Genomic DNA, 16438 nt, shown 5'->3' with positions numbered 1-16438 from the left:
TTCGGTAAAAATTCCGTTCACGGGAAGGCCGAACCGGCAATTTCCGGAAAGCCGGCCGTCCCTGGAGGTTACAGATGGGTTCCGGCACCGCACCGGAAAGGGTCGGGGGACGGCATCCGGTGCAAATCAGTCCTTCTCGATCGTGCACTGGAGCGGGTGTTGATTCTGGCGTGCCAGATCCATCACCTGCGTCACCTTGGTTTCGGCCACCTCATAGGTGAACACGCCGCACACGCCGACGCCGCGCTTATGGACGTGCAGCATGATGCGCGTGGCCTCGTCGCGCGATTTCTGGAAGAAGCGCTCGAGCACGTGCACGACGAATTCCATCGGCGTGTAGTCGTCGTTGAGCATGAGCACTTTGTACATCGCCGGCTTGCGCGTCTTCGGGCGGGCTTTCACCACCACGCCGAGATCGGGCGAATCGGGATTGTTCGGCTTGTCGTTCTCGCTCATCGCCAGAATCCCGGGGGCCGGAAAAGAGGAGCCGCGCCGAATCCCCTCGGCCGTTCGGAGCGGGTCCCGCACGGATCGGACGAGGACGGGGATGATGTCGGGGCGCATGACGGTATCATATTGGTTGTCCGCCAGCGCTTGAAAGCCCCTGTCGCATCGGTTCTCCCGCTGGGTGCGATCGACATGCCGTCCACCCGGACGGGGTTTGGCGGGCAAGGCTGCCGTCTCACGGCAGGAAGTGGTTTTAAGCACCTGTCCGATCAGTAATTAACCTGGACGAAAGGTTGGGACGGCCATAGTGTGACGGTCGCTACGCTGGAGAGTTCGGATGTCGCCTGAAAGACTTGCCCTGGGCGATGTCGTGTCCGCTCCGGTTCGCATGCGTTTCAGGCGTCGGGCCCTGGGCTTTCTCGGCGGCACCGCCATTCTGGTCGGCCTTCCGGCCGCTGCCCATGCGCAGTATCGCGGCACGCTTTCGACCCTGGTGATGGACGCCAACAGCGGCCAGGTGCTGGAACAAAGCAATCCGGATCTGCAGCGCTTCCCGGCTAGTCTCACCAAGCTGATGACGCTGTACCTGACCTTCGACGCCCTGCGGCAGAACCGGATTTCGCTGGATCAGGCGGTGCCGGTGTCCGAGCACGCCGCGTCGATGGAGCCGTCCAAGCTCGATCTGGTGCCGGGCTCCTATCTCACCGTCGAGCAGGCCGTGTTGGGCCTCGTCACCAAATCCGCCAACGACGCCGCCTGCGCGCTGGGCGAGATGCTGGCACAGGGCGACGAGCAACGTTTTGCGCAGATGATGACGCAGAAGGCGCGTCTGCTCGGCATGAGCAGCACCACCTTCCGCAACGCGTCGGGTCTGCCGGACCCGGAGCAGGTGTCCACCGCACGCGATTTCGCCGTGCTGGCGCGCCATCTGATCCAGGACTTCCCGGAGCAGTATCACTATTTTGCCGTGCCGGCTTTCATGTTCCATGGCCGGGAAGTGCCGAACCACGACCCGATGCTGCGGATCTATCCCGGCGCGGACGGCCTCAAGACCGGTTTCACCGTGGATGCCGGGCTCAATCTCGTCACCTCGGCCGTGCGCGGCAATGTGCGTCTGATCGGCGTGGTGCTCGGCGCCCGCACCAGCGCCCAACGTTCCAACGTGATGGTGGCGCTGCTCGATCAGGCCTTCCAGCAGGAAGGCGTGCCGGTCATGCCGCGCACCCTGGCCCGCAGCCGTCGCGGTGCCGCTTTGCTGCTCGCCTCCGACAACACGCCGGATGCGGCCGCGCCCGCGGCGCCGACCGGACGTCTGCGCCATCTGCGCGGACGCGCCGCCGTGCATTTCGCCGCGGCGCGCGGCAAGGCGGCCGCGGCGGCGCATGGCGCCCGGGTCCGTCTCACCGGCGCCAAGGTTCATCTGGCCGGAGCGGTCGCCGCTGCGCCGTCGCATGGCCGTGCCAAGGCGCATGGCAAGGGACGTCTGAAGGGCTGATCTCCCGGCCTTTCCCCGTCCGGCTGCGGATGCCGCTTGCGTCCGCTGTCTCGCCCGACCATTTTACCCGGTCTGATCTGGCGTTGCCGGCCCGGTGGAACCCGGCCGCACCCGGGACAATGCGGTTGTGAAGACGCATCGGCGCGGTGAGCGCTCCGGTGCGGCGCTGCCGGGGAGAAAGGTGCGCGGTGATGGACGGCGAGTCGGACGGCAACAGGATCATTATCCATACCGAGGCGGATTTCGCCGGCATGCGCGATGCCGGGCGCCTCGCGGCCCAGACGCTGGACATGATCGCCCCGCATGTGCAGGCCGGGGTCACTACTGGCGAACTGGACCGGCTGATCCATCAATTCACGCTCGACAACGGCGCCACGCCAGCCACGCTGAACTATCGCGGCTATCCGAAATCGAGCTGCATCTCCATCAACCATGTGGTCTGTCACGGCATTCCCGGCGAGCGCCGGTTGCAGGACGGCGACATCCTGAACATCGACGTCACCTCCATCCTGAACGGCTGGTTCGGCGATACCAGCCGCATGTTCACCGTGGGCCCGGTGTCGCGGAAATCGCAGGTGCTGATCGACGTCACCTACGAATCGCTGATGCGCGGTCTCGCGGCGGTGAAGCCCGGCAACACGCTGGGCGATGTCGGCTTCGCGATCCAGAGCTATGTCGAAGCGCAGCGATTCTCCGTGGTGCGCGACTTCTGCGGCCATGGCATCGGCCGTCATTTCCATGCGGCGCCCAACGTTCTGCATTACGGACGGCGCGGTGAGGGCGTGGTGCTGCGGGCCGGCATGTTCTTCACCGTGGAGCCGATGGTGAATGCCGGGCGTCCGGACGTGAAGATCCTCGACGATGGCTGGACCGCCGTGACGCGCGACCGTTCCTTGTCTGCGCAATTCGAGCACATGATCGGCGTGACCGACGACGGCTGCGAAATTTTCACCCTGTCGCCCGCCGGGCTGGACAAGCCGCCCTACGCTCACGCAGCCTGAGGGGCATGAACGCTTCCCGCAGACTGCTCCAAATCGCCCTCGCGGCATCCTTTTCCGTCGCGCCCGTTCTGGCGGGCGCTCAAACGCAACCGGCCCCGGCCCAAGCACCGGCTCCGAGCGCCGTCACCGCCCCGGCTCAGCCGGCCCCGAACGCCAAACCCGGTGCCTGGGAAGGCGCGCCGGACCCGCTGGCGTTCGGCCCGTCCGGTCCGTCCCGTGCCGATGGGGTGCCGGTGCTGGGCCGGCACGGCATGGTGGTCAGCGCCCATATGCTGGCCTCCAGGATCGGCGCGGACATCCTGGCCAAGGGCGGCAATGCGGTGGATGCGGCGGTCGCGGTCGCCTATGCGCTCGCCGTGGTCTATCCGGCTGCCGGTAATATCGGCGGCGGCGGGTTCCTGACCCTGAAGGAGCCGGACGGCAAGGCGTATTTCCTGGATTTCCGCGAGCATGCGCCGCTTGCCGCGACGAAGACCATGTATCTCGACGCGTCCGGCAATGTCGTGCCCGGCCTGTCGGAGACCGGCTGGAAGGCCGTCGCCGTGCCCGGCACCGTGGCCGGGATGGATCAGGCGCTCCAGCGCTGGGGCAAGCTCAAGCGCGCCCAGGTGATGGCGCCGGCGATCGCCCTGGCGCGCGATGGCTACGTGCTCGGCCCGGGCGACGTGATGCTGCTGAACACGGCCACCGAAGGCTTCCGCAAGGATCCGGCATCCGCCCGCATCTTCCTGCGCCCGGACGGCTCGCCGTTCCGGGTGGGCGACCTGTTCAAGCAGACCGATCTGGCCCACAGCCTGGAACTGATCTCCGAGCATGGGGCGGATGCGTTCTACAAGGGCCCGATCGGCGCTGCGATCGCGGCGGCGAGCAAGGCGGGCGGCGGCATCATCACGCCGGCCGATTTCGCCGCCTATCGCACGCGCGTCATGAAGCCGGTCTCGTGCACCTATCGCGGGTTCTCGATCGACACCGCGCCTCCGCCCAGCGGCGGCGGCGTCGCGATCTGCGAGATGCTGGGCATTCTCGACGGCGACGATCTGGGCAAGCTCGGTCTGCGCAGCGCTGCGGGCGTGCAGCGTCAGGTGGAGGCGATGCGGCGCGCCTATGCCGACCGGCAGGATCTGGGCGATCCGGCCTTCGTGCACGATCCGGTCGAGAAGCTGATCAGCCGCGCCTATGACCAGGAGGCGCGGGCGCATCTGCCGACCGACCACGCCGAACCGTCCTCGATGCTGCAGCCGCTGGACCCGATCCCGCACGAGAAGACGGAAACGACGCATTTCTCCATCGTCGACAAGGACGGCCGCGCCGTGTCGATGACCTACACGCTGAACGGCTGGTTCGGCGCCAAGGTCACCGCCGCCGGCACCGGCATCATGATGAACGACGAGATGGACGATTTCGCCACCAAGCCTGGCGCGCCCAACATGTATGGGATCGTCGGTTCGGAGGCGAACGCGATCGCGCCGGGCAAGACGCCGTTGTCGTCGATGTCGCCCACCATCCTGTCTCGCGACGGCCATGTGGTGATGGCGATCGGCAGCCCCGGCGGTTCGCGCATTCCGACCATCACGCTGGAAGCGATCCTGGCGGTGGTGGATGGCGGCATGAACATCGCCCAGGCGGTGAACCAGCCGCGCATCCACGAGCAATGGATGCCGGATCCCGTGCAGGCCGAGGCGGGTGCGCTGACGCCGGAGGTGACGGCCAAGCTGACCGCGATGGGCTACCATATCCAGCCGCACGAGAACTGGGGCTCGGCCGAGGGCGTGCTCGTCGGCGGCCCGTCGCTGGCGCAGCACGAGCCGGGCGATTGGGGCGGGCTCGACCTGCGTCATCCGGGCGGTGGCGCCGTCGGCGTTCCGTAGGTGCTCGAACCGCCCACGCAGACGGGAGTGGACGACGTGCACGCCCACCCCCGCCATGTGGGCCATCGCTGGCTCGATCTGATCCTGGCGCTCACGGCGGTGTTCATCTCCGCCGTGTCGCTCTACGTGGCGATCGAGCATGGCGAGACCGAGCGGGCGCTGGTGGAGGCCAATGCCCAGCTGGTGGAAGCGAATTCCTGGCCGTTCCTGCAGATGGAGGGGTCGTTTTCCGAGATGCATGACAGCACCGTCCGGATTACCAATGCGGGGATCGGACCGGCCAAGCTGGAAAGCCTGGAAGTGCTGCTGGACGGCAAGCCGGAGCGGGACGTTCTGGCCCTGATCGAGGATTGCTGCGGCGTCTCCGGGAACAAGGAGGAGCGGCGTCGACAGCTCCCCAAGGGGCTGCAGGTGAACACGCTCGACCACGAGGTGCTGCGTCCTGGCCAGAGCAATATGCTCTTGCTGCTGCCGGGGCCTTCGGATGCCAGTGAGCCGGTGGACGCTTCTCTCGGGCATCGGTTCTGGAAGGCGTCGCGGCGGATCAGCTACCGTGCCTGCTATTGCTCCGTGTTCGACAAATGCTGGATGTCAGACCTCGTCAGCTTGCAGCCCAAGCCCGTGCCGCACTGCTCGACCGGGATTTCCAGCTTCAACGACGACGAAGAATAGGCGTCATCCCGCCGTCGTCGCGGCGGCATGCGCCGGAAGGTGGTGATACACCTCCCGCCCGCCCTTCACGATCAGCTCCACCGCCACCACGGTGACGATCAGCAGCCCGACCCAGGCGATCCAGCGGTAGCGCTCCAGCAGGCGCGCCACCAGCGACGCGGCGGCGCCCATCAGCACCACGGAGATCACGAGGCCCGCGACCATCACCCAGAGATGCTGCTGCGCCGCGCCGGCCACGGCCAGAACGTTGTCCAGGCTCATGGACAGGTCGGCCAGAACGATCCGCACGATGGCACGACGCAGCATGGAGGGACCGGAATGATCCACCGGCACGGCGTCGCCGGACGCCACGCGGTCGCGATGACGCAGCTCGCGCAGCATGCGCCAGCAGACCCAGAGCAGCAGCAGCCCGCCGGCCAGCATCAGGCCGATGATCTCCAGCAACTGGAGCGCCACGGTGGCGAGAGCGATCCGGATCACCGTCGCGGCGACGATGCCGAACAGGATCGCCAGGCGCTTTTCGCGTGCCGGCAGTCCCTGCACCGCCAACCCGACCACCACCGCGTTGTCGCCGGCCAGGGTCAGGTCGATCAGCAGCACCTGAAGCAGAGCGAGCAGTTGCGGCAGCAGGTGATGCAGGCTGGACATGGTCGCTCCTCGAATGCGCCCCCTGCGCGGCGGCGGCTTTTGTGCTCAAAGGCGCGCAGAAACGCGCGAGACGGGGGTTCCGATGGTTCCACGCTATACACGACCGGCCATGGAAGCGATCTGGGCCCCGGCCAATCGCTATCGCATCTGGTTCGAGATCGAGGCGCTGGCCACGGAAGCGATGGCCCGGTTCGGCGACGTTCCGGCCGAGTCCGCCGCCGCGATCCGGCGCAACGGCGATGCCGCCATGGCCGCCTTCTCCGACGCCGATCTGGCCCGGATCGACGCGATCGAGGCGGAAACACGCCACGATGTGATCGCCTTCCTGACCTGGCTGGCCGAGAAGATCGGCCCCGACAGCCGCTTCGTGCATCTGGGCATGACGTCGTCCGACGTGCTCGACACCTGTTTCGCGGTGCAGCTCACCCAGGCCGCCGATCTGTTGCTGGCCGATCTGGACGACGTTCTGGCCGCGCTGAAGCGCCGGGCCTTCGAGCACAAATATACCCTCACGATCGGCCGGTCGCACGCGATCCATGCCGAGCCGACCTCGTTCGGGCTCAAGCTCGCCGGCCATTATGCCGAGTTCGACCGCAACCGTACCCGTCTGGTGCAGGCCCGCGCCGAGATCGCCACCTGCGCCATTTCCGGCGCGGTCGGCACGTTCGCCCATGTGGACCCGCGGGTGGAGGAGTTCGTGGCCGAGCGCCTCGGGCTCCAGCCCGAGCCGGTCTCGACCCAGGTGATCCCGCGCGATCGCCACGCCGCCTTCTTCTGCACGCTCGCCGTGATCGCGTCGGGGGTGGAGCGTCTGGCGGTGGAGGTTCGCCATCTGCAGCGCTCCGAGGTGCGGGAAGCGGAGGAGTTCTTCCATCCCGGCCAGAAGGGCTCGTCGGCGATGCCGCACAAGCGCAACCCGGTGCTGTCGGAGAACCTGACCGGTCTCGCGCGTCTGGTGCGCTCGCATGCGGTGCCGGCGCTGGAGAACGTGGCGCTGTGGCACGAGCGCGACATCAGCCACTCCTCGGTGGAGCGCAATATCGGTCCGGACGCCACCATCGGCCTCGACTTCGCGCTCGCGCGCCTCGCCGGCATGATGGAAAAGCTGGTGATCTACCCGGAGCGGATGCTGGCCAATCTGGAAAGCCTGGGCGGCGTCGTGCATTCGGGCGAGGTGCTGCTGGAGCTGGCCCGTTCCGGCATCTCGCGCGAGGACGCCTACCGGATTGTGCAGCGCAACGCGATGGCGACCTGGACCAAGCTGGCCGATGCCGATGGCCGCTCCTTCCGCGAGAACCTGAGCGCCGACCCCGAGGTCGCCGCCAAGGTGTCGGCCGCTTCGCTGGACCAGGCGATGGATTCCATGCGGCATCTGGCTGCGCTGGATAGTTCCTATCGCCGCGTGTTCGGCGAGCCGGGCCCGGCCGCGCCCTGAGCGAATGGAACGTCGTTTCCGCCATTCTCGCGTGAATGGCGGAACCCTCCCAACCTCGCCATTGACGCTCAGCCGCCTTTGCCGCATTGCGGCATGGTCGCAGTCGGCCCATAGGACGGGGCGAGATACGGATTTCGTGGAACGTGTGCACCGTCGTTGTTTCCATCACCCCAGGTGAACCCTGGCCGCTTCTGATCGCCGCCAACCGTGACGAGCGGCTGGACCGCCCCTGGGAGCAGCCGGCCCGGCACTGGGCCGATCGCCTGGGCACCATCGGTCCGCGCGACGTTCCCGGCGGCGGCACCTGGCTCGCGATCGGCCAGAGCGGCGTGGTCGCGGCGGTGCTGAACCGTGTCGGCAGTCTGGGGCCTGCGCCCGGCAAGCTGTCGCGCGGCATGCTGCCGTTCATCGCCAGCGACGAAGCCACGGCGGAGGAGGGAGCGCGGGCCGTTTCCGCGCTCGATGCCGGCCGATATCGCTCCTACAACATGATCATCGGCGATCGCGATCGCGCCTTCTTCCTGTGCGGGCTCGGCTACGGCCATGCCGAGATCACGGAGCTGGAGCCCGGCCTGCACATGATCGCCACCGGCGCGCCGGACGACATGACCATTCCGCGCATCGCCCGCCACCTGCCGCGCTTCCAGGCGGCGCCCACGCCGGTTCCGCCGGACTGGACGTCCTGGAGCACGTTGCTGAGCGACCGCTCCCTGCCGGCCGGCAGCGAGATGAACATCCCGCCGCGCTCCGGTTTCGGCACCACCAACGCGTCCCTGGTCGGGCTTCCGGCCAGTCGCGATGCGGCGCCGAGCTGGTTCTTCGCCGCCGGTGCGCCGGACAAGACGCCGTTCGCGCCGGTGGAGATCGAGGCGCTGGTGCCGTCCGCAGGCATCGACGCCGCCTGACCGGCGATTCATCCGGCCGGGTCCCGCCTGTATCCGGCCGGGTTCCCGGCTGCTATACCGCGCCCGCGCCATCAGATCGGCGTTCGCGAAGCGCAAAGAAGGACCGCCATGGCCCGCCGCCGCCAGCTCTACGAAGGTAAAGCGAAGATCCTGTTCGAGGGCCCCGAGCCCGGGACGCTCGTGCAGTATTTCAAGGACGATGCCACTGCCGGCAACGGCGCCAAGAAGGGCATCATCACCGGCAAGGGCGTGCTGAACAACCGCATCAGCGAGCATCTGATGCTGCGCCTGCACGAGATCGGCGTGCCGACCCATTTCGTGCGTCGTCTCAACATGCGCGAGCAGCTGATCCGCGAAGTGGAGATCATTCCGCTCGAGGTCGTGGTGCGCAACGTGGCTGCCGGCTCGCTGAGCAAGCGTCTGGGCATCCCGGAAGGCACCCGCCTGCCGCGTTCGATCCTGGAATACTACTACAAGAACGACAGCCTGAACGATCCGATGGTGGCCGAGGAGCACATCACCGCGTTCGGCTGGGCTTCCACCGCCGACATGGACGACATCGTCGCCCTGGCGCTGCGGATCAACGATTTCCTCACCGGCCTGTTCCTGGGCGTGGGCATCACGCTGGTGGACTTCAAGCTGGAGTTCGGCCGGCTCTGGGAGAACGAGGATATGCGCCTCGTGCTCGCCGACGAGATCAGCCCGGATAACTGCCGTCTCTGGGACGCCAAGACCTCCGAGAAGATGGACAAGGACCGCTTCCGGCGCGACATGGGGCGGGTCGAGGAAGCGTATCAGGAGGTCGCGCGCCGCCTCGGCATCCTGCCCGAAGCGGGCAACAGCGACATGAAGGGCCCGGAGGTCATGCAATGACCGACCGTCTTCCGACCACTGACGGTCATGCAATGACCGACCTTCTTTCGACGATGAGGGGCATGCAATGAAGGTTCGGGTGACGGTCATGCTCAAGGACGGCGTGCTGGACCCGCCGGGCAAGGCGATCGGCCATGCGCTGCATACGCTCGGCTTCGCGAATGTGGGCGAGGTCCGTGCCGGGCGCGTGATCGAGCTGGAGCTGGACGAGACCGATGCCGCCCGTGCCAAGGCGCAGGCCGACGAGATGGGCCGCCAGCTTCTGGCCAATCTGGTGATCGAGAGCTTCGAAACGGAGGTTCTGGCATGAACAGGCTCGGTCTGATCCTCGCCGCCGTCGCGACATTCGGCATGAGCGGCGCCGCGTTCGCCGAAGCCCAGGGGGGGCGCTTGTCGCACCTGCCGGCCGGCGCGCTGCAGCGTTTCTGCCAGTCGCCGCAAACCGTGAAGGTGTGCGACGCCTATGTGAGCGGCGTTAGCGACGCCATCACGCTGGTGGAAACCGCTGCCGGCCCCAATGTCGCCCGCGACGTCTGCATTCCCGGCCCGACCACCGCGCAGCAGATGCGCGGCGTGCTGCTGGGCTATCTGAGCAAGCATCCGGACCGCCTGAGCAACGATGTCGGTCCGGTGACCTACGATGCGTTCAAGGCGGCGTTCCCCTGCGGCGGCGGCGCGTCCAAGCCGTGAGAGCGGGCATCGTCGTCTTCCCGGGCACGAACCGGGAGCGCGATATGGCGATCGCGCTGCGCAACGCGTCCGGACGCGAGCCGGTGATGCTGTGGCATCGCCAGGACACGCTGCCGGAGCTGGATCTGGTGGTGCTGCCGGGCGGCTTCAGCCATGGCGACTATCTCCGCTCCGGCGCCATGGCCGCGCACGCGCCGATCATGGGCCCGGTGCGCGAATTCGCCGCTCGCGGCGGCTACATCCTCGGCGTCTGCAACGGCTTCCAGATCCTGACAGAAGCGCAGCTTCTGCCCGGCGCGCTGCTGCGCAATGCCGGGATGCGCTTCCTGTCGCAGGATTGCCGCCTGCGCGTGGAGCGGGCCGACACGGCGTTCACCCGCAACTGGCAGGCGGGCGAGGTGTTCCGCGCCCCCATGGCGCATGGCGACGGCAACTACGCCGCCGATGCCGACACGCTCGACCGGATCGAGGGCGAGGGTCGCGTCGCGTTCCGCTACGAGGGCGAGAATCATAACGGCAGCGCGCGGGCGATCGCCGGCGTGTTCAGCGCCAATCTGCGCGTGTGCGGGCTGATGCCGCATCCCGAGGATCTGGTGGACCCGCTGATGGGCGGCACCGACGGCAAGCCGTTGTTCGACGGGCTGGTGGAGAGCTTCAAACAGTGACCACGCATAACCGCACCGTCGATCAGGCGCTGGCGCGCGAGTTCGGTCTGACCGCCGACGAATACGGCACGCTGCTGAACATCATGGGCCGGACGCCGAGCTTCACCGAGCTCGGCATCTTTTCCGTGATGTGGTCGGAGCACTGCTCCTACAAGTCGAGCCGCGTGTGGCTGAAGACCCTGCCGACCACGGCGCCCTGGGTGATCCACGGCCCCGGCGAGAATGCGGGCGTGGTGGATATCGGCCAGGGTCTGGCCGCCATCTTCAAGATGGAATCCCACAACCATCCGAGCTTCATCGAACCCTACCAGGGTGCCGCGACCGGCGTCGGCGGCATCCTGCGCGACGTGTTCACCATGGGCGCGCGTCCTGTCGCCAATCTGAACGCGCTGCGCTTCGGCAGCCCGGAGAACCCCAACACCCGCCGCATCGTCGACGGCGTGGTGCGCGGCGTGGGCGGCTACGGCAACTGCGTCGGCGTGCCGACCGTGGGCGGCGAGATCAATTTCCACCCGTCCTATGACGGCAACCCGCTGGTCAACGCCATGACCGTGGGCGTGGCGCGGCAGGACCGGATCTTCCTGAGCGCCGCCGCCGGCGTCGGCAATCCGGTGGTGTATGTCGGCTCCAAGACCGGGCGCGACGGCATCCATGGCGCCACCATGGCGTCGGCCGAGTTCGACGAGGACGCGCAGGCGAAGCGCCCGACCGTGCAGGTCGGCGATCCCTTCGTCGAGAAGCTGCTGATCGAAGCCTGTCTGGAGCTGATGGCGACCGACGCCATCGTCGCGATCCAGGACATGGGCGCCGCCGGCCTCACCTCGTCCTCCGTGGAGATGGCGGGCAAGGGCGGCGTCGGCATTGATCTCGATCTCGACAGCGTGCCGCAGCGCGAACGGGGCATGACCGCCTACGAGATGATGCTCTCGGAGTCGCAGGAGCGCATGCTGATCGTGATCCGGCCGGACCGGACCGAGCAGGCGCGGGCGATCTTCGACAAGTGGGAGCTCGATTTCGCGGTGATCGGCCATCTGACCGATACCGGCCGCATCGTGGTGCGCCACCAGGGCCGGGTCGAGGCGGATATTCCGCTGGCGCCGCTGGCCGACGAGGCGCCGCTCTATCGCCGCCCGACCGCGCCCAGGCCGGCTCCGGCTCCGCTCGGCGCCGTGCACGATCCGGTCGGGATCGAGCAGGCGCTCGTCACGCTGATCGGCTGCCCGGACGTCGCATCGCGCGCCTGGGTGTGGAACCAGTACGACAGCACCGTGGGCGGTCTGACCGTGCGCCGCCCGGGCGCCGCCGATGCCGCCGTGGTGAAGGTGGAGACCACCGAACTCGGTCTGGCGCTGACCACGGATTGCACGCCGCGCTATGTCGCGGCCGACGCCAGGCTGGGCGGCGCGCAGGCGGTGGTGGAAGCGTGGCGCAACCTGACTGCCGTGGGCGCGCGTCCGCTGGCGATCACCGACAACCTCAATTTCGGCAATCCGGAGAAGCCGGAGGTGATGGGCCAGTTCGCCGATGCCATCACCGGCATGGGGGAGGCCTGCCGCGCGCTCGATTTCCCGGTCGTGAGCGGCAACGTGTCGCTCTACAACGAGACCCGCGCGCCGGACGGCTCCACCGTTTCCATTCTGCCTACCCCGGCGATCGGTGGTCTCGGCGTTCTGGAGAACGCGTCCCAGGCGATCGGCATTTCCCTGCGCCCGGACCAGTTCCTGGTTCTGCTGGGCAAGACCGAAGGTGCGCTCGGCCAGTCGCTCTGGCTGCGCGAGATCCATGGACGCGAGGAGGGGGCGCCGCCGCCGCTCGATCTGGCCGCGGAGCGACGCACGGGCGACTTCGTGCGCGAAGAGATCCTGGGCGGCAGCGTGTCTGCCTGCCACGACCTGTCCGACGGCGGTCTGCTGGTCGGTATCGCCGAGATGGCCATGGCCGGCGGGGTCGGCATCCGTCTCGACGTGCCGCAATCGGGCATCAGCCCGCATGCGTACTGGTTCGGCGAGGATCAGGGCCGGTATCTGCTCTGCGTGGCGGATGCGGATGCGCTGATCGAGCGCGCGCGTCGCGCGGGGATCGAGGCGCGGCTGCTCGGCGAAACGGGCGGCGACGGTTTGACTTTGCCCAGCGGCGCCACAATATCGCTGGCCAGACTGCGGACCACGCACCATGCGTTCTTCCCCGCGCTGATGGATCGCTGATCCCCCTTCGGAGTGCCTTCACGATGCCGATGGCCGCTAGCGAGATCGAACGCCTGATCCGTGCCTCCCTGCCGGACGCCGCGGTGACGATCGAGGATCTCGCCGGCGACGGCGACCATTATGCCTGCACGGTGGTGAGCGAGGCGTTCCGCGGCCGCTCGCGCGTGCAGCAGCATCAGCTCGTCTATGCCGCCCTGTCCGGCCATATGGGCGGGGCGCTGCATGCTTTGGCGATCCAGACCAGCGCGCCCTGATCCGGCCGCGCTTCCAGGAGTTTTGTCCATGTCCGAGACCGTCTTCCAGCGTATCCAGGCCGAGATCGACGCCAACCCGGTGATGCTCTTCATGAAGGGCAACGCGTTGTTCCCGCAATGCGGCTTCTCCGCGCGGGTGGTGCAGATCCTGTCGCACCTTCAGGTGCCGTTCCAGACCGCAAACGTGCTGGAAGACCCCGAGCTGCGCGAAGGCATCAAGGCGTTCTCGAACTGGCCCACCATTCCGCAGCTCTACGTGAAGGGCGAGATGGTCGGCGGTTGCGATATCGTCACCGAAATGTACCAGTCCGGCGAGCTGGAGACGCTGCTCGCCGAGAAGGGCATCAAGGCTGCCGCCTGAACAATCAAGGCTTTACGGCGCGGGTCTGAATCGCGTATCGAGTTTCCGTGATCGATTGAACCACGGAGCACGAACGTGTCCTTCCGCGCCGTCGCCGCCAGGAGCCTTCTCTTCTTTGCCCTGGCCGGAGGCGTCGCGACGCCTGCCTTCGCCCAGCACGTCGTCACCGACGACGAGGCGGGCAAGCTGACACTGGACGCGCTGACTGCCACGCCGGCTCCGGCGGTGCACCGCGTGTCCTACCGGGCGCTCAGCCGTCGTTCGGTGTATCTGCCGGCCGCCGCGCGCGTTCGCATGGGTTCGCGCAGTGCGGTGCATACCGTTTCCTTCCGGCACGCCGCCCATGCGCCGGCCGGGAAGAGCGGCGCCCATCACGGCAAGGGCCGTCGCGGCTGATCCTCAGCGCGTCGATCAGGCGCGGATCAGCCCGCCCATCGGGCTGACGCCGCGGCTGCCGGGAAACACCGTTTCCAGCTGATCCGGTCTCAGGCCGAGATGCGCGTGCAGCACGCCCTTGGCCAGCGCCCGCACATCGGTGGTCGGCGCCAGATCGCGATTCTCGAACAGGGCTGCCTGAGACAGGCCGGGCCAAACGCCCCCGACCCGTCCGCCCGCCACGGCACCGCCGAGCAGGAACGCCACTGTCGCGGTGCCGTGATCGGTGCCGCCAGTGCCGTTCACCCGCACGGTGCGTCCGAACTCCGTCATCACCAGTACGGCCGTGTTGCGCCAGGCAGGGCCGAGACTGGCGCGCAGCGCGGTCAGTCCGGCATCGAGCTGGCGCAGCGGACCGCCCAGACGCTGCTTCTGACCGGCATGCGTGTCCCAGCCGCCGATCTCGAGCGCCGCGATCCGCGGCCCGTCCGCACTGGCCAGCAGATGTCCGGCCGCCTCGGCCAGCGCGGGGAAGCCGTTGCGTCCGCCCTTCGCGGCCGCTCCGCCCGGCGACAACGTCCCGGCGGCGAAATCCTTGGCGTCGAGACCATGCGCGATCGCCGGTCCGGTGAGCGGGTCGCTCGCGTTCAGGGCGGCGATGCGGCTGTAGAGGTCGGGTGAGGGGACTTGCGTTGCTTCAGGGGCATAGGCGCCGACCAGAGCCGGGCCGCGCAGGATCAGCGGCGTGGACAGACCGACGGAAAGACCGTTGCCGTCCGGTTGCGCGGGGTTGCGGGGCAGAGCGCCGACCACGCGGTTCAGCCAGCCGCTGGTCAGCCGATGATCGGCGCCGCTCTCCATGTAGTCCTGCGCCTCGAAATGCGAACGGCTGCGATAGCCTCCGGCCACGGCGTGCACCGGCAGCATGTCTCCGGCGGCATAAAGCGCGTGCAGCCCGGACAGCGCCGGATGCAGGCCGAAGAAGCCGCCCAGATCGAGCATGCCGTCCGTCTGGCCGATGGCGGCGGGCAGCAGAGAGGCGCGCCAGCTCGCCAGATTGCGGTCGCCGTAAGGCACCACGGCGGACATGCCGTCCATCGCGCCACGCAGCATCACCACCACGAAACGCCGGTCGCCGGGCGTGGCCACGGGATCGGCGAGGGCCAGCGAGGCGGAGCCGAGGCTCCAGGCCGCACCGAGGCCGAGAAGGGCCGCTCGTCGGGAAAGGATCATGTCAGCGCCTCTGGAAACCGGGGGAGGACAGCAGCAGGGTGAGGGCATCGCGGCGGTCGCCGGCGCCGCGTATGGCGTCGACCGTGCGCCCTGCCTGGGCGGGACCGAGCGCGATCTCGGCCAGTTGCACGGGATCCGCATCCGGCGGATGGGCAGAGACCCGGTAGCTCCAGTCGACGCGCGCCATCATCGCCTCCGGCCCGCACCAGTCGGCGGCGCGGTCGGACCATCCGTTCGGCAGCGGTGCGGTCCAGACCGGTTGGCCGAGCGCCGCCATCATGCCGGCGAGGCGTCCGTGCCTGGACGGATCGGGATCGTCTCCGAATCCCACCAGACGTGCCGCGGCGATCACCAGATCGAGCGGCGTGCGCAGTTTGCTTCGCGGCACCCAGGCTTCGGGCGTGGAGATCAGCGCCAGCGACACCGCGCGCAGATCGCCGCCGCTGCTCGAGAGCGCCTCCGTGAGGTGGGTGATCGTCGCCGGGGACGGGGTGTCGGACACGAAATGCAGCGCGAGCTTGGTGGCCAGATGGCGGTAGGTGGCGGGGTGGGTCGCCAGCATGTCCAGCATCAGGATGCCGCCGGCCTCGCCGGACGGAAACACGCGCCCCATCACCCGCTTGTCGCCCGGCTGATGCGCGCGGTCGCGAAACACGAAGCCCGGATCGGCCGATTTCCGGTCCACAGACCAGCCGGTGAGGATCGCGGCATAGGCGGTCACGTCGGCCTGGCTGTAATGCGCGGCGGGGCTGACCGTGTGCAGTTCCAGCGATTCGCGCGCCAGATTCTCGTTCAGGCCGTGCTTGCCGCCTTGTCCGGCCGGGCTGTCCGGACCGACCGAACCGGCATTGTCGAGATACAGCAGCATCGCCGGGTGGCGCATCACCGCCAGCAGCATGTCGCCGAACCGTCCGGTCACGTAGGGCCGGATCGCTTCGCGCACGAAGGCGCCGGCGATCGGATGCAGCTCGCCCCGTCGGACGCTGACGGTGAAATGATTGGCCCAGAACCACACCAGGCGCTCGCGGAACGGGGCCGTCGTGGTCACCAGTGCGTCGAGTTGCGCGGCGGCGTCTGCACGATATAGCGGCGCCACCAGGGACTCGCCCGGCGGCGGCTTCAGCTTCTGTTGTTCCGCCAGCAGGATCAGCCCGTCCGACACCGAGGGCAGGGTCGGGGGAAAGCGTGCCGGATCGGCCGGACCGAGCTGACCGGTCAGCCAAGCCTCCGGGTTCGCGGGAAGCGTGCCGTCGCCTGCCGGGCCGAAACCGAACCGCGTCGCGGCGTGGAGTGCATCGAGTGCCATGGGCCG

Annotated in this window: 18 protein-coding genes; 14 read left to right on the top strand and 4 right to left on the bottom strand. The window is 68.1% G+C overall.

All coding sequences use genetic code 11. The annotated features are described in order from the left end of the window. Positions 1-126: 126 nt before the first annotated feature. The gene (clpS, locus tag ACZ5BM_RS05290; protein WP_498910342.1) at positions 127-456 is read right to left on the bottom strand and encodes an ATP-dependent Clp protease adapter ClpS; all 330 of its coding nucleotides are present in this window, start codon (positions 454-456) and stop codon (positions 127-129) included. Between the two features lie 379 nt (positions 457-835). Between clpS and ACZ5BM_RS05285 the strand changes: the two genes are divergently transcribed. From ACZ5BM_RS05285 to ACZ5BM_RS05270, 4 genes are all read left to right on the top strand, one after another. Beyond that, a complete protein-coding gene (locus ACZ5BM_RS05285; protein WP_498911494.1) occupies positions 836-1942 on the top strand; it encodes a D-alanyl-D-alanine carboxypeptidase family protein in 1107 nt (368 codons plus the stop codon). 191 nt (positions 1943-2133) lie between these two features. Continuing rightward, positions 2134-2943, top strand: coding sequence for a type I methionyl aminopeptidase (gene map, locus ACZ5BM_RS05280; protein WP_498910340.1), 810 nt, complete (start codon positions 2134-2136; stop codon positions 2941-2943). A 5-nt stretch (positions 2944-2948) separates the two neighbouring features. Beyond that, positions 2949-4811, top strand: a complete 1863-nt coding sequence (gene ggt, locus ACZ5BM_RS05275; RefSeq protein ID WP_498910338.1) for a gamma-glutamyltransferase family protein — start codon at positions 2949-2951, stop codon at positions 4809-4811. Positions 4812-4847: 36 nt separating this feature from the next. Further along, positions 4848-5483, top strand: a complete 636-nt coding sequence (locus ACZ5BM_RS05270) for a hypothetical protein (protein ID WP_498910336.1) — start codon at positions 4848-4850, stop codon at positions 5481-5483. Between the two features lie 3 nt (positions 5484-5486). Here ACZ5BM_RS05270 and ACZ5BM_RS05265 read toward each other — a convergent pair whose 3' ends face one another. Continuing rightward, positions 5487-6131 (bottom strand): TerC family protein, encoded by a 645-nt coding sequence (locus ACZ5BM_RS05265; protein ID WP_498910334.1) that lies wholly within the window; start codon positions 6129-6131, stop codon positions 5487-5489. Between the two features lie 82 nt (positions 6132-6213). Here ACZ5BM_RS05265 and purB point away from each other — a divergent pair, with 82 nt between their 5' ends. The 10 genes from purB to ACZ5BM_RS05215 all read left to right on the top strand — a co-directional run bounded on the left by purB (position 6214) and on the right by ACZ5BM_RS05215 (position 13914). Beyond that, positions 6214-7566, top strand: coding sequence for an adenylosuccinate lyase (purB, locus tag ACZ5BM_RS05260; protein ID WP_498910331.1), 1353 nt, complete (start codon positions 6214-6216; stop codon positions 7564-7566). A gap of 143 nt (positions 7567-7709) precedes the next feature. Then, positions 7710-8471, top strand: a complete 762-nt coding sequence (locus tag ACZ5BM_RS05255) for an NRDE family protein (protein ID WP_498910329.1) — start codon at positions 7710-7712, stop codon at positions 8469-8471. A gap of 108 nt (positions 8472-8579) precedes the next feature. After that, the gene (purC, locus tag ACZ5BM_RS05250) at positions 8580-9344 is read left to right on the top strand and encodes a phosphoribosylaminoimidazolesuccinocarboxamide synthase (protein ID WP_422862328.1); all 765 of its coding nucleotides are present in this window, start codon (positions 8580-8582) and stop codon (positions 9342-9344) included. Positions 9345-9411: 67 nt separating this feature from the next. Beyond that, complete coding sequence (purS, locus tag ACZ5BM_RS05245; protein ID WP_498910327.1) at positions 9412-9654, top strand: phosphoribosylformylglycinamidine synthase subunit PurS; 243 nt, start codon at positions 9412-9414, stop codon at positions 9652-9654. Further along, positions 9651-10034: a Rap1a family protein gene (locus ACZ5BM_RS05240; protein ID WP_498910326.1), complete on the top strand. Its 384-nt coding sequence runs from the start codon at positions 9651-9653 to the stop codon at positions 10032-10034. Before purS ends, ACZ5BM_RS05240 begins: the two co-directional genes overlap by 4 nt. Next, on the top strand, positions 10031-10699 hold the full coding sequence (purQ, locus tag ACZ5BM_RS05235) for a phosphoribosylformylglycinamidine synthase subunit PurQ (RefSeq protein ID WP_498910324.1): 669 nt from the start codon (positions 10031-10033) through the stop codon (positions 10697-10699). Before ACZ5BM_RS05240 ends, purQ begins: the two co-directional genes overlap by 4 nt. After that, on the top strand, positions 10696-12903 hold the full coding sequence (purL, locus tag ACZ5BM_RS05230; protein ID WP_498910322.1) for a phosphoribosylformylglycinamidine synthase subunit PurL: 2208 nt from the start codon (positions 10696-10698) through the stop codon (positions 12901-12903). The genes purQ and purL overlap by 4 nt, the downstream gene beginning before the upstream one ends. A 23-nt stretch (positions 12904-12926) precedes the next feature. Further along, positions 12927-13157 carry a BolA family protein gene (locus ACZ5BM_RS05225; RefSeq protein ID WP_498910320.1) on the top strand — a complete coding sequence of 77 codons (231 nt, stop codon included), beginning with the start codon at positions 12927-12929 and terminating at the stop codon, positions 13155-13157. Positions 13158-13185: 28 nt separating this feature from the next. After that, positions 13186-13518, top strand: coding sequence for a glutaredoxin family protein (grxD, locus tag ACZ5BM_RS05220; protein ID WP_498910318.1), 333 nt, complete (start codon positions 13186-13188; stop codon positions 13516-13518). Between the two features lie 75 nt (positions 13519-13593). Further along, on the top strand, positions 13594-13914 hold the full coding sequence (locus tag ACZ5BM_RS05215) for a hypothetical protein (protein ID WP_498910317.1): 321 nt from the start codon (positions 13594-13596) through the stop codon (positions 13912-13914). 15 nt (positions 13915-13929) lie between these two features. On the opposite strand, the gene ACZ5BM_RS05210 is transcribed toward ACZ5BM_RS05215, so the two are convergent. After that, positions 13930-15126, bottom strand: a complete 1197-nt coding sequence (locus ACZ5BM_RS05210) for a DUF1501 domain-containing protein (protein WP_498910316.1) — start codon at positions 15124-15126, stop codon at positions 13930-13932. Position 15127: 1 nt separating this feature from the next. Continuing rightward, entirely contained in the window at positions 15128-16432 is a 1305-nt protein-coding gene (locus ACZ5BM_RS05205) for a DUF1800 domain-containing protein (RefSeq protein ID WP_498910315.1), read from the bottom strand. Positions 16433-16438: the final 6 nt, after the last annotated feature.

It is taken from the genome of Lichenicola sp. GTC18331, from assembly GCF_055386855.1.
Note: the sequence above shows the minus strand (reverse complement) of the source record. Positions and strands in the feature narration are given on the sequence as shown.